The sequence below is a fragment of the Rhodococcus sp. MEB041 genome (genome assembly GCF_030208955.1).
GTDB lineage: Bacteria > Actinomycetota > Actinomycetes > Mycobacteriales > Mycobacteriaceae > Rhodococcoides.
In genome coordinates this window covers 840846-857788 of the sequence record NZ_JARVSZ010000002.1, presented here as the reverse complement: position 1 = coordinate 857788, position 16943 = coordinate 840846, and the positions used below count along the sequence as shown (strand labels likewise).

The window sequence follows — 16943 nt, the reverse complement described above, 5'->3', positions numbered from 1 at the left end:
CGTCGCGTCGCGACGGGGGTGTCAGTGCTGCTTGAGGGCCTCGAGTAGACCGGGGACGGCCGCCTCGATCTGCTCGCGCACCGTCCGGAAGTCGCCGTCGTCGCCATAGTACGGATCGGCCACCGAGTCGGAACCGGCGTCCGGGTCGAACGAGCGCAGCAGTGCCAGCCGGTCCGCGGGGACGCCGAGGCGACGGAGGTCGCGCTCGTGAGTTCGATCCAGCGCGACGACGAGGTCCGCACCCAGGATCTCGGCATCGACGGTGCGGGCGCGATGGGCCGACGGGTAGCCGTGCGACTCCAGCTCGGCAGCGGCGCGCGGGTCGGCGGCGTCGCCGACGTGCCAGTCGCCCGTGCCGGCGCTGGTGACGCGCACCCGGTCGTCCATCCCGGCATCCGCGAGGGCCTGCGTCACGATCTTCTCGGCCATCGGCGACCGACAGATGTTGCCCGTGCAGACGAAGGTCACGTGCACCGTCATGCCGCGTCCGTCGTGAGCGAGGAGAGCAACGTGGTGAGTTCCGCCGCCGATCCTACGGACCACGAGGCCGCGTCGTGCTCGGACTCGAATCCATATCCCCACCGGACCAGGACGACGGGGATGCCCCAGTGCCCGGCACCGAACACGTCGTGGTCGCGGTCGCCGACCATCACCACCGACGCGGTACCGCCGTCGGCCGTGGACCGAGCCGGGCGCCCCACCTGCTCGAGTGCGCGCGCGACGACGTCCGCCTTGGACCGGCGGCTGCCGTCGTCGCTGGCGCCCGCGATGAAGAGGAAGTAGTCGGCCAGGCCGAAGTGTTCGAGAATGCGCCGTGCGAATCGTTCATTCTTCGACGTCGCGACCGCCATCGGGACACCGGCGGCCACGAGCGCGTCCAGCACGTCGACGATGCCCTCGTACACCCGGTTCTCGGACCAGCCGCGGCTGTCGTAGTACTCCGTGTAGGCGGCGCGGGCGCGCTCGACCCTGTCCTCGTCGAGACCGAGGGACCGGAACGTGTCGATCATCGGCGGACCGATGACGTGCGCCCGGACGTCGTCGCCGGGCGGCGGGCTCCCCACCGTCGCGAGCGCGTGATCGAAACCGGCGAGGATGCCGGGTGCGGAATCGGTGAGGGTGCCGTCGAGGTCGAAGAGGACGAGGTCGACGGCTGTGGTGGACATGGGGGTCAGTATATGGAGCGCCTACAGTCACCCGAGTGACAGGCGACGCCCGTATCGATCCGCTGCTTCGCCACCACGGCGACGTGGAGGTCGAGGCGGGCATGCTCGACTTCGCGGTGAACGTTCGTGGGTCCCGGCCCCCCGAGTGGTTGCGGCGCAAACTGATCGAGGCCGTCGACCGGCTCGCGGCGTATCCGTCCGAGGCCGAGGACCGGCGGGTTCGCGACCGAGTGGCGTTGCGCCACGGTCGATCTCCGGACGAGGTGCTGTTGCTCGCCGGAGCGGCCGAAGGATTCGCGATGCTGCCCCGGCTGCGCCCGCGCCTCTCCGCGGTCGTCCACCCGTCCTTCACCGAGCCGGAGTTCGCCCTGCGCAGTGCCGACGTCCCGGTGCATCGGGTCGTCCTGCCCGCGCCGTACCGGCTCGTCGACGCCGCCGTTCCGCACGACGCCGACCTGGTGGTGCTGGGCAATCCCACCAACCCGACGTCCGTCGCCCATCCCCGCGCCGACGTGCTGGCACTCCGGGCGGAGGGACGCGTGCTCGTCGTGGACGAGGCATTCGCCGACACCGTGCCCGGCGAGCCCGAGTCCCTGGCGTCGCAGTCTCGTCCCGACGTGGTGGTGCTGCGCAGCCTCACCAAGTCGTTCGCCCTCGCGGGGCTGCGGTGCGGGTACGCGCTGGGAGCGCCGGACGTCCTCGCCACACTGAACCGGGGCCGACCCCACTGGCCGCTGGGCACCCTGCAGCTGGCCGCGATCGAGGCGTGCTGCGAACCCGACGCCGTCGCGTCCGTGGACGCCGACGCGCTCGTGCTCGCCCGCGAGCGGCAGTACCTCGTCGAACGGCTCCGCGTACTCGGGGTGGAGGTGACGGCACCGGCGACGGCGTCGTTCGTGCTCGTCCGCGCGGAGAACGGCGCAGCGATCCGGGCCGCGTTGCGGGACCGCGGTGTCGCGGTCCGCCGAGGCGACACCTTTCCCGGCCTCGGCCCGGATCACCTGCGGATCGCGGTGCGGGGCGCGGACTCCGTCGACCGACTCGCCGACGCGTGGGGTGACGTGGTGCGCGAGATGGGCACACCTAGGGTCGAGTGATGGCATCGACGGGAACCGCAGCGCCCACCCTGGCCGAGATCATCGATGTGCTCGACGCGGCGTACCCGCCCCGGCTCGCCGAGAGCTGGGACTCGGTCGGTCTGGTGTGCGGCGATCCCGCGAACTCCGTGACCACCGTGATGTTCGCCGTCGACGCCACGGCCGCCGTCGTGGACGAGGCGATCACCGCCGGTGCCGATCTGCTCGTGGTGCACCACCCACTGCTGCTGCGCGGTGTGGACACGGTCGGTGCCCACACGCCCAAGGGCGCGTTGGTCCATCGCCTGATCACGGCGGGGTGCGCTCTGTTCACCGCCCACACCAACGCGGACTCGGCGCAGCCCGGGGTGTCCGACGCGCTGGCGACACTGCTGGGCCTCACCGATCTGCGCCCCCTCGACGAGAAGTCGGACGGGGGCCTCGACAAGTGGGGTGTGTACGTCCCGGTGGCCGACGCCCCCGCCGTGCGGCAGGCCATGTTCGACGCGGGCGGCGGGTCGATCGGCGACTACCGCGAGTGCAGCTGGAGCGTCGTGGGCGACGGCCAGTTCCGTCCCGTCGACGACGCGCGGCCGGCGATCGGCACCGTCGGCACCGTCGAGTCGGTCGAGGAACGGCGCGTCGAGATGGTCGCTCCGCGCTCTGCACGCGCGGCCGTTCTCACCGCGCTGCGCTCGGCGCACCCCTACGAGGAAGTGGCGTTCGACGTCGTCGAGACGGCCGGGTTGCCGACCGACTGCGGGCTGGGCCGGATCGGGACGCTGGCCGAGCCGATGTCGTTGCGCGCCTTCGCCGAACGCGTCGGCAGCCGGCTCCCGTCCACTGCCTGGGGAGTGCGCGCCGCCGGCGACCCGGACGCGACGATCCGGCGGGTGGCCGTGTGCGGTGGATCCGGGGACTCGATGCTCGGCGCCGTCACGGCAGCGGGTGTCGATGCCTACGTGACCTCCGACCTGCGACACCACGTGGCGGACGAACACCTGCGGGCCGGCGGACCCGCGCTGATCGACGTCGCGCACTGGGCGGGGGAGTTCCCGTGGTGCGCCCAGGCGCGCGACCTGCTGGACAGCGCGTTCGGTGATCGCGACGGCTGGACCACCCGGACACTGACGATCAGAACGGATCCGTGGAGCATCGGCGTCCGTCCCCCGCAGGACTAGTACCGTGACACGCGTGAACGTCGACCCGAAGATCCAGCTCTCCCTCCTCGACCTGGCCGCCATGGACACCGAACTGGCCCAGCTCGCACACCGTCGACGCACTCTTCCCGAGCAGGTCGAGCTCGATGCACTCGAACGCGAGCGGATCGACCGCAAGGACGCAGCCGTGGGCGTGCAGATCTCGCTCGACGATCTGGACCGGGACATTCGCAAGCTCGAGGGCGAGGTCGACGCCGTGCGCCGCCGCGAGGAGAAGGACCGCGCTGCGCTGGCCTCCGGCGCGGCTCCCGCGAAGCAGCTCAGCGAACTCCAGCACGAGCTGGGCAGCCTCGAGCGCCGCCGCGGCATCCTCGAGGACGAGTTGCTCGAGGTCATGGAGCAGCGCGAGGCGTCGCAGAGCGACTACGAGCACGCCGGTGCCAATCTGACACAGGTCGAGGACACGATCGTCGACGCCACCCGTCGACGCGACGACGCGCTCGCCGATGTCGAGAACGCCGAGCGCACTCGGTCGGCGCAGCGCGAGGAGCTCGCCGCGCAGCTGCCCGCCGAGGTGTCCGCGATGTACGAGAAGCAGCGTGAGAGGTCGGGCATCGGTGCCGCCCTGCTGCGTGGTCGGCGCTGCGGTGCGTGCCGGATCGAGCTGGATCGCGGCGAGATCGCGCGCATCGCCGGCACCGCGCCCGACGTGGTCGTGCGGTGCTCGGAGTGCAACGCGATCCTGGTGCGCACCAACGAGTCCGGTCTGTGAGTCCCCATCCCGACTCCGTCCTGGTGGAGGCCGACGGGGGATCGCGAGGCAACCCCGGGCCCGCCGGCTACGGCGCCGTCGTGTGGGACGCGGCGCGAGCCACGGTGTTGGCCGAGCGCCGCGAACACCTGGGAGTGGTGACGAACAACGTCGCCGAGTACCGCGGACTGATCGCCGGTCTCGAGGCGGCCCGCGAACTCGGGGCCTCGCGCGTCTCGGTGCGGATGGACTCCAAGCTGGTGGTCGAGCAGATGTCCGGCCGCTGGAAGGTCAAGCACCCGGACATGATTCCGCTGCGCGCGCGAGCAGCCGCTGTCGCGGACACGTTCGACGACGTGCAGTACGCGTGGATCCCGCGCGCCGAGAACTCGCACGCCGACCGGCTGGCCAACCAGGCGATGGACGGTGAGGACGCGCTGCTCACCGGTGCGGCCGAGGTCGCGAGCGCACCGACGCCGGTGTCGGAACGGCCTGCCTGGCAGTCCGTCTCGGGTGCCGCGACCCGCACGATCCTGCTGCGGCACGGCCAGACCGCCCTGTCGGTGGATCGTCGGTACTCCGGCCGAGGCAACCCGGAGCTCACCGAGCTCGGGCGAGCGCAGGCGGCGGCTGCGGCGCAGCGTGTCGCACTGCTGGGCGGCGTCGACGTCGTCCTGAGCTCACCGCTGGGCCGGGCGTTCGACACCGCGTCGGCCGTCTCCCGCGCGATCGACGTCCCCGTCACCGTCGTCGAGGATCTGACGGAGACGGACTTCGGCGAGTGGGAGGGCCTCACCTTCCTCGAGGCCACCGAGCGCGATCCCGAGCTGCATCGGCGGTGGATGGGCGACACGTCCGTCGCGCCGCCCGGCGGCGAGAGCTTCGACGCCGTTCTCGAACGGGTGCGCCGGGTCCGCGAGCACATCGCGACCGAGTACGCGGGGAAGACCGTCGTCGTGGTCTCGCACGTGACGCCCATCAAGACGCTCCTGCAGCTCGGCCTGGACGTCGGCCCCTCGATCCTCTACCGGATGCACCTCGACCTGGCGTCCATCAGCATCGTCGACTGGTTCGACGACGACGCGGCCTCCGTACGCCTGGTGAACGACACGTCGTTCCTCTGGGCCTGACCACTACACCTGCAGGGCGAGCCACAGGGCGACGGTCGCCGCGACCACGGTGATCGGTGTGGTCACCAGACCCACCACGGTGAACGTCCGCAGGCTCGGCGGCTCGCCCTCCGCGCGGGCCACGCGGCGCCACAACATGATTGCGAGCGACCCGACGTAGGTGAGGTTGGGCCCGAGGTTGACGCCGATCAGCATGGCGAGCAGCGCGCCCACCGGTGTAGCGCCTGTCGTCGACGTCAGTGCGGCGAGCAGCAGCAGCGTCGCGGGCAGGTTGTTGAGCACGTTGGAGGCGACCGCGGCCACCGCGGCGACGGTCAGGAGCGCGAGCAGCGTGGACGACGTCGGCAGGATCTCGGTGACGGCCTCGCCCACCGGACCCCCGGCGAGTCCCGCGACCACCACTCCGAGCGCGAAGACGAACACGCAGAACCACAGATCGAGTGCACGCACGATCGCGACGGGAGTCGTCTCGGACCGGCGCAGCGCAGGAACGGCGAGCACGATCGCGGCCGCCGCCGCCACCCACACCGGTTCGAGGCCGAGCGACCCACTGACCGCGAAACCCACCAGGGCGCAGCCGATCACGACGAGGGCGAGTGTCGGCGCCGCCACGGAAGGACCGTGGTCGTCCGGCGGGTTCTCCACCTCGCGCAGGTCGCCACGGAACAACCAACGGAACGCGGTGTACTCGAGCGCGATCGCGACGAGCCACGGCGCTGCCATCAGCGCGGTGAAGTGCAGGAACGACAGACCGGTGGCCGAGAACACCAGCAGGTTGGTCAGATTCGAGACCGGCAGCAGCGTGGAGGCCGAGTTCGACAGGTGTGCCACCGCATACGACGCCGGCCGTGGCGACATCCCGGCGCGGCGGGCTGCGGCGATGACGACCGGGGTGAGCAGGACGACAGTAGCGTCGAGACTGAGCACTGCCGTGGTGAGGGACGCGGTGACGAACACGAGCATCAGGAGCCGCGTGGGGGAGGATCGCGACCGGGCGTGCAGGACGGACGCGATCCACGTGAACACACCGTGCGCGTCGGCGAGGTGAGCGAGAGCCAGGATCGCCGCGAGGAACGCCACCGTGGGGGCGAGCTCCGCCGTCTCCTCGAGTGCGTCGCTCGTCGACACGACTCCGAGCAGGATCGCCAGTGCCGCGGCCGGAACGGCGATGGTGGCCTCGGGGAGTCCGCGAGGGCGAGCGATGGCGAAGACCAGGACGGCAGCCACCAGCAGCGCGGCCACGACGGTCCGCGCGGTGGAATCGGTGATCACGCGAGGATCTTGCGCAGCGTGCGGAGGTTTCGCGTGGTCGTCGTCGACTTGTAGGACGCGCGCGCACTGGCCTTGCCGACGACACTGGACAGGGTGTCACCGCGCACGACCTCCCAGAACAGGACGTGATGCGGCCCGAGTGTCGACCTCTCGACGACGGGGTCGGCCGTCTCGCCGATCGCCGCGAGATCGGTGGTGGACACACCGTCCGTCGAGAAGATCACGTAAGGGTGGCGTACCGCCTCGTCGGTCTCCCACGGGAAGGCGGCGACGATCTCGGCGAGCTGCTCCACGGTCACGACCACCACCCACGCCTCGTAGCCGAAGGCCTGCCGCAGGACGCCCTCCACGTCGGAGCGCACCACGGCCGGGTCCTGCGTCGTCGCGGTGAGCACCACGTTGCCCGACGCGAGAACGGTGCGCACCGCGGTGTATCCGGCGTCCTCCAGCGACGACCGCAGGGCCGCCATGGAGATGCGGATGCCGCCGACGTTGATGCCGCGCAGGAGGACGACGAAGGTCATGCGCGTGACTCTAGATCCCCGGTCCGACCGTCCGTCCGCTCGGCACACCCACCCCCCGCGAGTACGTCCGAACTGTCGTGATCGAGGCTCGCCCAGCGACGGTTCGGACGTACTCGCGCGGGTCGGAGCGGGGGTGGGACGGGGGTGGCGGAGCGGCTACCATGACGGGGCGGACGAGTTGGCCGGGCGGCCGCGGCACGGAGAACTGACGACCGGCGTCGTCAAGCTTCGAGCCGAGGAAAGTCCGGACTCCACAGAGCAGGGCGGTTGCCAACAGCAACCCGAGGCGACTCGCGGGACAGTGCCACAGAGAAGAGACCGCCGACCGGTCCTCGGATCGGTCGGTCAGGGTGAAACGGTGCGGTAAGAGCGCACCAGCACCCCGGGTGACCGGGGTGGCTCGGTAAACCCCGCCCGGAGCAAGATCGAAGGTCGCACCGCCGTTCGCGGTGGTGCGTCTGCGCAGGTGTCCGAGGGCTGCTCGCCCGAGCCTGCGGGTTGATCGCTCGAGGTACCCGGCGACGGTGTGCCCAGATGGATGGTCGCCACCCGGGATTCGTCCCGGGGACAGGATCCGGCTTACACGCCGACTCGTCCGCGCACACGACCAGCACGGACCGCTGCGGTGGAGGGCGGACTAGAACATACGTTCGATGTCCTCTACAGTGAGTATCGGCGGGCCGGCGGTAGGAAACTACGGGAAGCGTCGGCCCGCCGCCACGTATCGAGTCCTCCTGAACGACGAAAGGCCCCGTCCTCGATGAGGGCGGAGCCGTTCGTGAGCAGAGTGGATCAGATGGGGTCGACCACCAGCAGGGTGGCCCAGTACGTCGCGGCGTCATGGCCCATCAGCGGCAACAGTTGATCGAAGAGAAGGGTCGACATGTCGTACTCCTATCGGGTGCGTGGTCCGGCTCCGGTCCGGCGTGTGTACCCGGACATGCGAGAAGTGTAACGCGGCCGCTGGTCCCGCGGTGTGTGCGGTCGGCGCGTCGCCGACCGTGAATCGCGGGGCCGCAGAACGCGAAGTCTGTTCCGTCGGGGCAGATCTGGGGCACACTGTCGATCATGAGTGACGACGACGATCAGTGGTACTTCCGTATCAGCGACAAGGCTGTCGGGCAGGGCAAGGAGGCCGGTGCGATGGACCGCATGGGCCCCTACCCCGACAGGGCCACCGCCGAGCGCGCCCTCGAGATCGCCGCGGAGCGTAACAAGGCCGCGGACGACGCCGACGACACCTGGTCTTCGTGACCGCATCGGCGCGCTCGTGACCGCGTCGGTATCGAGGCGGGCCGTTGCGCCTCGGGTCGACGGTGTCGACTTCTCGGCTGTGCGCGCCGAGTTCGACCTGCCGACCGGGTACCCGCCCGACGCGGTCCCGGTGGCGGACTCTCGTCCGACGCGGCGCGACGCGACCGACCTGGAGTTCGTGACCATCGACCCGCCCGGGTCGATGGATCTGGACCAGGCTCTCGTCGTCCACCGCACCGACGCGGGTTTCCGCCTGTACTACGCCATCGCCGACGTCGGTGCGGTCGTCGCGCCGGGAAGCGTGCTGGACGAGGAGGTGCGCCGCCGTGGACAGACGCTCTACCTCCCGGACGACAGCGTGCCGCTGCACCCTCGGCAGATGTCCGAGGACGCGTCGTCCCTCCTGCCGGACCGGGTACGGCCGGCCGCGCTGTGGACCATCGACACCGACCCCGCGGGGACGGCGACGTCCTGGCACGTCGAGCCGGCGACGGTGCGCTCACGGCAACGGTTCACCTACGCCGAGGTGCAGTCGGCTGTCGACTCCGGCACCGTGCATCCGTCGCTGACGGCGCTGCAGGATCTCGGTCGGGCGCGGCGGGCCCTCGCGGTCGAGCGCGGAGCCATCGAACTCGCGTTGCCCGAGCAGGAGGTCGTCGCCGACGGTTCCGACCGCGGCGGATGGCGCCTCGAGATCGCGCCGCGCACCGAGGCCGACGCGTGGAACGCCGAGATGTCCCTGCTCACCGGGATGTGCGCCGCCGCGATCATGCTCGAGGCGAGGGTCGGCATCCTGCGCACTCTCCCGCCGCCGGGCGCGTCGGACGTCGAGGCATTGCGGGCGGTGGTGCGGGCACTGGGCCTGCAGTGGCCGACCGGTGCCTCGCCCGGCCAGGTTCTCGCCGGCCTGGATCCGGCGGCTCCCACGACTCTCGCCGTGATGACCGAGGCGACCACGCTGTTGCGCGGCGCCGCGTACGTCGCCTTCGACGGTGAGACACCCGCGGAGCCGGACCATTCCGGGATCGGTGGCCCGTACGCCCACGTCACCGCGCCGCTACGTCGGCGCGTCGACAGGTACGCCACCGAGGTGTGTCTCGCCCACTGCGCCGGAACCGCTGTCCCCGACTGGGTGCTCGCCGAGTTCGCAGAGCTCCCCGACGCGATGCGGCGCAGCGATTCGCTGGCGTCGAAGGTGGATCGCGCGTGTATCGACCTCGTCGAGGCCAGGGTGCTGGCCGACCGCGTCGGCGACACCGTCTCGGCCGTCGTGCTGCGCGGACGAACCGACAAGCGGCCCGCCGAGGTCTTCGTTCCCGAGTACACCGTCGTCGGCCCGTGTTCGGGAGACCCGGCCGAGGGCACGACCGTCACCGTGCGGGTGGGGCCCGTGGACGTCGTGACCCGGCGAGTGGAGTTCTCGGTCGGGTAGGCCGGAGGCCGGTCGTCGGGTAGGCCGGAGGCCGGTCGTCGGTGGTCGGATAGGCCGCTCCGGTTGTCAGCCGAGCGAGGCTGCGCGGCGCCGCAGCTTCGTCCACGCGCGGGGGAGCGGCTCCAGTGCGTCCGCGCTGTCGTGTCCCTCGTTCGCGTACAGGACACCGAAGGTGAAGGTGTCCTCGCCTCGCTCGGCCGCGGAGGCGGCCTCGGTCAGGATCGTGGCGCGCGACACCGCACTGTCCTGGACGTCGCCGAGGACGGACTGCACCTTCTTCGCGGCCTTCGCGACGTCGGCGGCCGTCGTGCGTACTGCTCCGTCCGAGAGTGCGCCCGCCGCTGCCTCGGCCGCGTAGCGCAGCTTCTTGGCGTTCTTGCGCACGTCGTGCAGAGCCTCGGCACGCTCGTCGCCGGTGAGCGCGGCCGCGTGAGCCTCGGCTCGGGCGATCGTGCGGTACTGGCCGCGAAGCACCTTCCGGAAGACCTTGTCCGCGCGGCCGTCCGACGGACCGACGGTGGGTGCTGCCAGGAGTGCATCGAGTGCGTCGAGCAGGGCGAAGTAGCGCTCGCCGCTCAACTCCCGCACGATCTCCTCGTGCGCGAGCGTGTACAGCCGCCTCTGGGTGCCGACGAGGGTCTCGACCACGGGACCGCGCACAGCGTCGGACGGCAGCGCCGAGAGCGACGCGTCGTAGCGGGCCGCCAGCACCTCTGCGTCGCGAGCGGTGCCGAGAATGTCGGCGAGCCAGGACAGTTCGCCACGGACCGCGTCGACGGACGGTCGGTCGAGCAGGTCGCGGTAGGACCGCAGCACGCTGCGCAGTCGCCGCGTTGCAACGCGCATGGCGTGCACCGCGTCGTCGTCGTTCTCCCGCACGCGCGGATCCGCCGCGAGGAGAGCGGACACGTCGGTGGCCAGGGCGGCGAGCAGCGCGGACCCGGCGGTGCCGTCGGGCGTGGCATCGCCGGTCCGGAGATCCGCCAGGCGGGATCCGAGCGCCCGTGCGAGCTTCGACGGTGAGGAACCGGGGTCGGCGCCGTGGGAGAGCAGGTAGGTGCTCACCTTCTCCAGGGTGCGGCGGTCACCGTCGATCAGCTCCACCTCCCATTCACGCCAGCGAACAGTGGTGTCGTCCAGCAGGTTCCGGGCGGTGACGGTGTCGTCGCACAGCTCCGCGGCGGTCTGGTGCCGCTTCGTGGCCACGACGGTGACGATGCGGCGGGTCTCGATGCTCGCGACGGGCACGAGCGGTTTGCCTCGCACGTGCGCCGTCACACGATCGGCGACCTCGGCCGGCACGCGAGCGGTGTTGCCGCCCGCGGACAGCGGGCTCCGCAGCTCGAGACGCTCGTCGGACGAGACGGGCATCTTGATGTGCCATCCCGCGTCGGAGCTTCCGGTCCGTCGACGCACCGTGATGCGTCGACGCGCCAGGTCGAGATCCGGGGTGTCGAAGTACGTGGAGACCGGGTGTGTCAGCTCCGGCGCGGACGCGGACACGATCGACTTCGCCCCCGTGAGCTCGGGAACCGGCGTGTCCATGCCGACGTCGAACTTGGCCTCGATCTCCGTGTGCGCATCCGCACCACCTGAACTCATGGTGACATCTTTACCACCTGCAGGTGAACGGCCGGTTCGTCAGCGGCGGAAGGAGTCCGTCGCCTCGACGAGGTGATGGATGATTCCCGGTTCCGCGGCGGAGTGCCCGGCGTCGTCGACGATGTGGAGTGTCGACGACGGCCAGGATCGATGCAGATCCCAGGCGCTCGTGGCCGGGCACACCACGTCGTAACGGCCCTGCACGATGACACCGGGGATGTGGGCGATGGAGTCCATGTTCGCCAGCAACTGATTCTGTTCCAGGAACCCCTGGTGCACGAAGTAGTGATTCTCGATGCGCGAGAACGCGAGTGCGAACCGTGCCTCGGAGTTCTGCTCCACGCGTTCCGGTTTCGGGAGCAGGGTGCTGGTGGCGCCCTCCCACGTGGACCAGGCGACCGCCGCGTTCAGCGCGGTCTCCGGGTCGGACGAGTGAAGGAGTCGGTGGTAGATCTCCACGGGGTCGCCGTCACGCTCCGCCGCCGGGATCGGGGCGAGGAACTTCTCCCACAGTTCTGGGAAGAGGTGTCCTGCGCCGCCGCGGTAGTACCAGTCGATCTCCGACTCACGCAGCAGGAAGATGCCGCGCAGCACCAGTGACGTGACGCGGTGCGGGTGCGCCTGGGCGTACGCGAGCGACAACGTCGATCCCCACGACCCGCCGAACACCGACCACGTGTCGATGCCGAGATGCTCACGCAGGACCTCCATGTCGGCGATGGAGTGTCCGGTGGTGTTGACGGAGAGATCGGCGCCGTCGGCGACGTGCGGCGTGGACCGACCGCACCCGCGCTGGTCGAACAGCACGATCCGGTAGGCCTCGGGATCGAAGTAGCGACGCTGATCGGGACCCGTGCCGCCGCCCGGTCCGCCGTGCACGAACACCACCGGAGTGCCGTCGGGGTTGCCGCTGACCTCGAAGTGGAGGTGCTGACCGTCGCCGACATCGAGCATCCCCGAGTCGTGCGGGTCGAGTTCGGGGTAGAGGGACCGGCGCGCCGTCATCGTCACAGCCCCACGAGGCCCGACGCGAGATCGGGAATCTCGAGGATGTCGACGACCTGGCTCCGGACGTCGGAGCACGCGTCGGTCGCGGCCGTGTCGACGATCCCGCGGTTCTGGATCACCGCGGCGTTCAGTCCGTAGCGCGCCGCCCACGTCTGCACCAGGATGTTCAGGCCGCCGCGGCCCACGGTCGGGCCCTGCACGCGCCAGTTCGACAGCTGCGCCTCGAGATCGGTGCACAGCGACTGAGCCTGATCCTCGGACACCGTCGGGGTGGCCGGAGCCGCGGATGTGGTCGTCGTGGGAGCGGCCGTCGTCGTCGACGCAGTGGTGGTGTCCGTCCCGCCTGCGCACGACGTCAGGGTCACGGTCGCTGCTGCCAGAACACCCGCCGCGGCGAGTCCATGTCGCATCATCATGGCCCCGAGTGTGCCACCCGGGTGCTTCCCCGACCGGCTCGCCCGCGTCGCTCGCCAGGGGTCGCAGTCCTAGAAGCTGTGCTCCTGCGCGGGGAAGGCCCCCGACCGCACCTCGGCGGCGTAGGTCGACGCCGCGGCGCGCAGCTGGTCGCCGACGTCGCCGAAACGCTTGACGAACTTGGCGGTGCGACCGCTGGTGAAACCGGCCATGTCCTGCCAGACGAGAACCTGGGCGTCGCACTCCGGACCGGCACCGATGCCGACGGTGGGGATCGTCAGCTTGCGCGTCACCTGGCCGGCGAGATCGGCGGGCACCATCTCCATGACGACGGCGAAGGCGCCGGCCTCCTGGACGGCGATGGCGTCGGCCACGAGCTGCTCGGACGCGTCGCCGCGGCCCTGCACGCGAAAACCACCGAGGCCGTTGACGCTCTGCGGGGTGAAGCCGATGTGCGCCATCACGGGGATACCGGCGGCGGTGATGGCGGCGATCTGCGGGGCGACACGCTCGCCGCCCTCGAGCTTGACCGCGTTGGCCTGGCCCTCGCGCATGAAGCGGACAGCGGTCTCGACGGCCTGCTGCGGAGAGATCTCGTAGGTGCCGAACGGCAGGTCGGCGACCACGAGTGCATTGGGGGCGCCGCGGACCACGCCGCGGACCAGGGGGATGAGCTCCGCTATGTCGATGTGCACCGTGGTGTCGTAGCCGTAGACGACGTTGGCGGCCGAGTCGCCCACGAGCAGGACGGGGATGCCGGCCTCCTCGAAGATGCGCGCGCTCGAGTAGTCGTAGGCGGTGAGCATGCTCCAGCGGTCGCCGGAGGCCTTCATCGCCTGCAGGTGGTGGGTGCGGGTCTTGCGGCCCGTGGGTGCGGATCCGTACAGCGGGGTCTCAGCAGCAGACATCGAGCGTCCCTTTCGTCCTCGAGGCCCGCTCGGCGGGTCCCCGGGTAGAGGTGATGACGGGTTCAGTCTGCCACCGCCGGGTTCCGCGGCACGAGTGCGCTTGGTCACACACGACGCCGTGCCACCATCGAGAGGTGTCCTCACGTCGCGCGTCCGTCCGTCTCGCCGTCTCCCTCTCGGTTCTCGCAGTGCTGGCCGCGGCGTGCGGCTCCGATGTCGGCGGCACTCCCACCGACGACGAGGGTGGGTCCGTGCCCGTCACGACGACGGAGACGCGTGCCGATCAACCGTCGACGCTGGACGCCTTTCGGGCGCAGCGTGTCACGTGGGGATCGTGCGAGGGATTCGTGACCGACGGGTCCGAGCTGGACCCGAGCCTGCAGTGCGGCCGGGTGACCGTGCCGATCGACTACGACGATCCCGCCGGGCCCACCGCCTCGCTGGCGCTGTCCCGGTCGGCGGCGACGGGGGAGAAGGTGGGCTCGATGCTCGTCAATCCGGGCGGACCCGGCGCATCGGGCCTCTCCACCGCGACCGTGGCGCGGGGTACCGCCGTCGAATCGTCCTTCGACGTCATCGGATTCGACCCTCGGGGCATCGGTGCGTCGGTGCCGGCGGTGCGCTGCGACACTCCACGGGAGTTCGACGCCGAGCGTGCGGACAACGACGTGGACACCTCGCCCGCCGGCATCGCCGAGACCGAGAAGGAGAATCAGGACTACGCCGCGCGGTGCGCCGAGCGCAACGATCCGGTGTTGCTCGAACACCTCACGTCGGCCGACGTCGCGCGGGACATGGACGTCGTCCGGTCGGTGCTCGGCGACGATCAGCTGACGTATCTCGGATTTTCGTACGGGACGCGGCTGGGCTACACCTACGCCGAACTCTTCCCCGAGAACGTTCGCGCGATGGTGCTCGACGGCGCTCTCGACCCCGCTGCGAACGCGGCCGACGAGGTGGTCGCCCAGGGCGCAGGCTTCCAGTCGGTGTTCGACGCCTTCGCGGCCGACTGCGCGGGGCGGTCCGACTGTCCACTCGGTACCGACTCGGCGGGAGCCGTGCGTTCCTTCCGGGCCCTGGTCGATCCGTTGGTGGACCGGCCCGCGAGCACCGAGCTCACCGGGCCGGAGGGTGCCCGCTCGCTGAGCTACGACGACGCCGTGACCGGAGTGCAGCAGGCGCTCTACAGCACCGAACTGTGGGGACCGTTGCGGCGCGGACTGACTCAGCTGGAGAACGGTCAGGGCGACATCCTGCTCTCGCTCGCCGATCTCTACAACGGGCGCCTGAGCGACGGCACGTACAGCAATACCAACGACGCGTTCACCGCCGTGCGGTGCGTCGACGATCCGCGGGTGACCGACCGGGCGGAGGAGGGCGCGCTCGACGCCCGGTTCCGCGCCGCCGCGCCGTTCCAGGACGACGGCCGGGGCAACGGCACCGCGCCGCTCGAGCCGTGCGCCTTCTGGCCGGTCCCCTCGGCGGCCGACCCGGGGCCGATCTCGATACCGGGACTCGCACCGACCGTGGTGGTCTCGACCACCGACGATCCCGCCACCCCGTACGAGGCCGGCATCGCTCTGGCCGCGCAGCTGGGCTCGTCGCTGGTCACCTACGAGGGGAATCAGCACACCGCCTCGTTTGCCGGGATCGCCTGCATCGACGACGCCGTGTCCGCCTACCTCGTCGACCTGACGCCTCCACCAGCAGGTCTGCGCTGCTGAGTCGTGACCTCACAGTCGTCGCCACCGCGCTGTGAGGTCCAGAAAGTGCGACCGGTTTCACGATGTAACACGGATTTAATGCAACGTGCCTAGCCTGACGGTCATGGATCGCCAAAAGGAATTCGTGCTTCGCACTCTGGAGGAGCGCGACATCCGGTTCGTCCGTCTGTGGTTCACGGACGTGCTCGGCTACCTCAAGTCCGTGGCCATCGCTCCGGCCGAACTCGAGGGCGCGTTCGAGGAGGGCATCGGCTTCGACGGCTCGGCGATCGAGGGCTTCTCGCGAGTCTCCGAGGCCGACACCGTGGCCAAGCCCGACCCCACGACGTTCCAGATCCTGCCCTGGACCACCAGCAAGGGCGAGCAGCACTCCGCCCGCATGTTCTGCGACATCGCGATGCCCGACGGGTCGCCGTCCTGGGCCGATTCCCGGCACGTGCTGCGTCGCCAGCTCTCCAAGGCCGCAGACCTCGGATTCAGCTGCTACGTGCATCCCGAGATCGAGTTCTTCCTGTGCAAGGAACTGCCCGACGACGGTCGGCCCCCCGTCCCCGCGGACAACGGCGGCTACTTCGACCAGGCCGTCCACGACGAGGCGCCGAACTTCCGGCGTCACGCCATCGACGCCCTCGAGTCCATGGGCATTTCGGTGGAGTTCAGCCACCACGAGGCCGCGCCCGGTCAGCAGGAGATCGACCTGCGCTACGCCGACGCCCTGTCCATGGCCGACAACGTGATGACCTTCCGCTACCTCGTCAAGGAGGTCGCGATCGACGAGGGCGTGCGTGCGACGTTCATGCCCAAGCCGTTCAGCGACCAGGCCGGCTCGGCCATGCACACGCACATGAGTCTGTTCGAGGGCGAGACCAACGCCTTCCACAACCCGGACGACCCCATGCAGTTGTCCGAGACCGGCAAGGCCTTCATCGCGGGCATCCTCGAGCACGCCAACGAGATCAGCGCGGTCACCAACCAGTGGGTCAACTCCTACAAGCGTCTGATCCACGGCGGCGAGGCCCCCACGGCGGCGTCCTGGGGTCCGTCGAATCGCTCTGCGCTGGTACGCGTTCCGATGTACACGCCGAACAAGGCGTCGTCTCGCCGCGTCGAGATCCGCAGCCCCGACTCGGCGTGCAACCCGTACCTCACCTTCGCCGTGCTGCTCGCGGCCGGACTGCGCGGTGTGGAGAAGGGGTACACGCTGCCGCCCGAGGCCGAGGAGGACGTGTGGTCGTTGACCTCCGCCGAACGCCGCGCCATGGGCTACCGGGAGCTGCCCAGCAGCCTCAACGAGGCGCTCGCCGCCATGGAGGGCTCCGAGCTGGTGGCCGAGGCGCTCGGCGAGCACGTCTTCGACTACTTCCTGCGCAACAAGCGTCGTGAGTGGGAGTCGTACCGTTCGCACGTGACGCCATTCGAGCTCAAGACCTACCTGGGTCTGTAGCGACTGCGCGATTGTCGACTGGACGGGGCTGTCGAGTAACGTCGACACGCCATGAACATGTCGGAATGCACCACCGTC

16 protein-coding genes and 1 other RNA gene are annotated in these 16943 nt (G+C 70.3%); 9 read left to right on the top strand and 8 right to left on the bottom strand.

All coding sequences use genetic code 11. The features are described from left to right. Window positions 1–21: 21 nt before the first annotated feature. Both QRN16_RS08015 and QRN16_RS08010 read right to left on the bottom strand, forming a co-directional pair. Window positions 22–480: a low molecular weight protein-tyrosine-phosphatase gene (locus tag QRN16_RS08015; RefSeq protein ID WP_285185560.1), complete on the bottom strand. Its 459-nt coding sequence runs from the start codon at window positions 478–480 to the stop codon at window positions 22–24. After that, window positions 477–1166, bottom strand: coding sequence for an HAD hydrolase-like protein (locus QRN16_RS08010; RefSeq protein WP_285185557.1), 690 nt, complete (start codon window positions 1164–1166; stop codon window positions 477–479). The genes QRN16_RS08015 and QRN16_RS08010 overlap by 4 nt, the downstream gene beginning before the upstream one ends. A gap of 35 nt (window positions 1167–1201) precedes the next feature. Here QRN16_RS08010 and cobC point away from each other — a divergent pair, with 35 nt between their 5' ends. The 4 genes from cobC to QRN16_RS07990 are packed head-to-tail and all read left to right on the top strand — an operon-like array spanning window position 1202 to window position 5283. Continuing rightward, window positions 1202–2263, top strand: coding sequence for an Rv2231c family histidinol phosphate aminotransferase CobC (gene cobC / locus QRN16_RS08005; RefSeq protein WP_285185555.1), 1062 nt, complete (start codon window positions 1202–1204; stop codon window positions 2261–2263). Then, complete coding sequence (locus tag QRN16_RS08000) at window positions 2263–3423, top strand: Nif3-like dinuclear metal center hexameric protein (protein WP_285185553.1); 1161 nt, start codon at window positions 2263–2265, stop codon at window positions 3421–3423. Before cobC ends, QRN16_RS08000 begins: the two co-directional genes overlap by 1 nt. 13 nt (window positions 3424–3436) lie before the next feature. Further along, window positions 3437–4174, top strand: a complete 738-nt coding sequence (locus tag QRN16_RS07995) for a zinc ribbon domain-containing protein (protein ID WP_027505779.1) — start codon at window positions 3437–3439, stop codon at window positions 4172–4174. Further along, the gene (locus QRN16_RS07990; protein WP_056445698.1) at window positions 4171–5283 is read left to right on the top strand and encodes a bifunctional RNase H/acid phosphatase; all 1113 of its coding nucleotides are present in this window, start codon (window positions 4171–4173) and stop codon (window positions 5281–5283) included. The genes QRN16_RS07995 and QRN16_RS07990 overlap by 4 nt, the downstream gene beginning before the upstream one ends. 3 nt (window positions 5284–5286) lie before the next feature. Here QRN16_RS07990 and QRN16_RS07985 read toward each other — a convergent pair whose 3' ends face one another. Further along, window positions 5287–6552 carry an SLC13 family permease gene (locus tag QRN16_RS07985; protein WP_502943993.1) on the bottom strand — a complete coding sequence of 422 codons (1266 nt, stop codon included), beginning with the start codon at window positions 6550–6552 and terminating at the stop codon, window positions 5287–5289. Continuing rightward, window positions 6552–7079: a DUF1697 domain-containing protein gene (locus QRN16_RS07980; RefSeq protein WP_222638389.1), complete on the bottom strand. Its 528-nt coding sequence runs from the start codon at window positions 7077–7079 to the stop codon at window positions 6552–6554. The genes QRN16_RS07985 and QRN16_RS07980 overlap by 1 nt, the downstream gene beginning before the upstream one ends. 174 nt (window positions 7080–7253) lie before the next feature. On the opposite strand from QRN16_RS07980, the gene rnpB reads away from it, so the two are divergent. From rnpB to QRN16_RS07965, 3 genes are all read left to right on the top strand, one after another. Further along, an RNA gene (gene rnpB / locus QRN16_RS07975) (RNase P RNA component class A) lies at window positions 7254–7677 on the top strand. 470 nt (window positions 7678–8147) lie between these two features. Continuing rightward, window positions 8148–8333 (top strand): hypothetical protein, encoded by a 186-nt coding sequence (locus tag QRN16_RS07970; RefSeq protein ID WP_285185545.1) that lies wholly within the window; start codon window positions 8148–8150, stop codon window positions 8331–8333. Window positions 8334–8349: 16 nt separating this feature from the next. Then, a complete protein-coding gene (locus QRN16_RS07965) occupies window positions 8350–9765 on the top strand; it encodes an RNB domain-containing ribonuclease (protein ID WP_285185543.1) in 1416 nt (471 codons plus the stop codon). 66 nt (window positions 9766–9831) lie between these two features. Here the strand turns inward: QRN16_RS07965 and QRN16_RS07960 are convergent, their stop codons facing one another. The 4 genes from QRN16_RS07960 to panB all read right to left on the bottom strand — a co-directional run bounded on the left by QRN16_RS07960 (window position 9832) and on the right by panB (window position 13697). Continuing rightward, the gene (locus QRN16_RS07960; RefSeq protein WP_222647723.1) at window positions 9832–11367 is read right to left on the bottom strand and encodes a CYTH and CHAD domain-containing protein; all 1536 of its coding nucleotides are present in this window, start codon (window positions 11365–11367) and stop codon (window positions 9832–9834) included. 39 nt (window positions 11368–11406) lie between these two features. After that, window positions 11407–12372, bottom strand: coding sequence for a prolyl aminopeptidase (gene pip, locus QRN16_RS07955; protein WP_027505785.1), 966 nt, complete (start codon window positions 12370–12372; stop codon window positions 11407–11409). A gap of 2 nt (window positions 12373–12374) precedes the next feature. Then, window positions 12375–12791 carry a hypothetical protein gene (locus QRN16_RS07950; RefSeq protein ID WP_307092374.1) on the bottom strand — a complete coding sequence of 139 codons (417 nt, stop codon included), beginning with the start codon at window positions 12789–12791 and terminating at the stop codon, window positions 12375–12377. Between the two features lie 69 nt (window positions 12792–12860). Further along, the gene (gene panB / locus QRN16_RS07945) at window positions 12861–13697 is read right to left on the bottom strand and encodes a 3-methyl-2-oxobutanoate hydroxymethyltransferase (RefSeq protein WP_027505787.1); all 837 of its coding nucleotides are present in this window, start codon (window positions 13695–13697) and stop codon (window positions 12861–12863) included. A gap of 134 nt (window positions 13698–13831) precedes the next feature. Between panB and QRN16_RS07940 the strand changes: the two genes are divergently transcribed. Then, window positions 13832–15421 (top strand): alpha/beta hydrolase, encoded by a 1590-nt coding sequence (locus tag QRN16_RS07940; protein WP_285185537.1) that lies wholly within the window; start codon window positions 13832–13834, stop codon window positions 15419–15421. A gap of 103 nt (window positions 15422–15524) precedes the next feature. Continuing rightward, entirely contained in the window at window positions 15525–16865 is a 1341-nt protein-coding gene (glnA, locus tag QRN16_RS07935) for a type I glutamate--ammonia ligase (protein ID WP_027505789.1), read from the top strand. Window positions 16866–16943 lie beyond the last annotated feature (78 nt).

Coding starts and splice junctions, on each gene's coding strand:
- QRN16_RS07970 (WP_285185545.1), top strand. CDS start 8,148: ATGAGTGACGACGACGATCAGTGGTACTTCCGTATCAGCGACAAGGCT.
- QRN16_RS07950 (WP_307092374.1), bottom strand. CDS start 12,791: ATGATGATGCGACATGGACTCGCCGCGGCGGGTGTTCTGGCAGCAGCG.
- panB (WP_027505787.1), bottom strand. CDS start 13,697: ATGTCTGCTGCTGAGACCCCGCTGTACGGATCCGCACCCACGGGCCGC.
- QRN16_RS08015 (WP_285185560.1), bottom strand. CDS start 480: ATGACGGTGCACGTGACCTTCGTCTGCACGGGCAACATCTGTCGGTCG.
- QRN16_RS07960 (WP_222647723.1), bottom strand. CDS start 11,367: ATGAGTTCAGGTGGTGCGGATGCGCACACGGAGATCGAGGCCAAGTTC.
- pip (WP_027505785.1), bottom strand. CDS start 12,372: ATGACGGCGCGCCGGTCCCTCTACCCCGAACTCGACCCGCACGACTCG.
- QRN16_RS08010 (WP_285185557.1), bottom strand. CDS start 1,166: ATGTCCACCACAGCCGTCGACCTCGTCCTCTTCGACCTCGACGGCACC.
- QRN16_RS07980 (WP_222638389.1), bottom strand. CDS start 7,079: ATGACCTTCGTCGTCCTCCTGCGCGGCATCAACGTCGGCGGCATCCGC.
- glnA (WP_027505789.1), top strand. CDS start 15,525: ATGGATCGCCAAAAGGAATTCGTGCTTCGCACTCTGGAGGAGCGCGAC.
- QRN16_RS08000 (WP_285185553.1), top strand. CDS start 2,263: ATGGCATCGACGGGAACCGCAGCGCCCACCCTGGCCGAGATCATCGAT.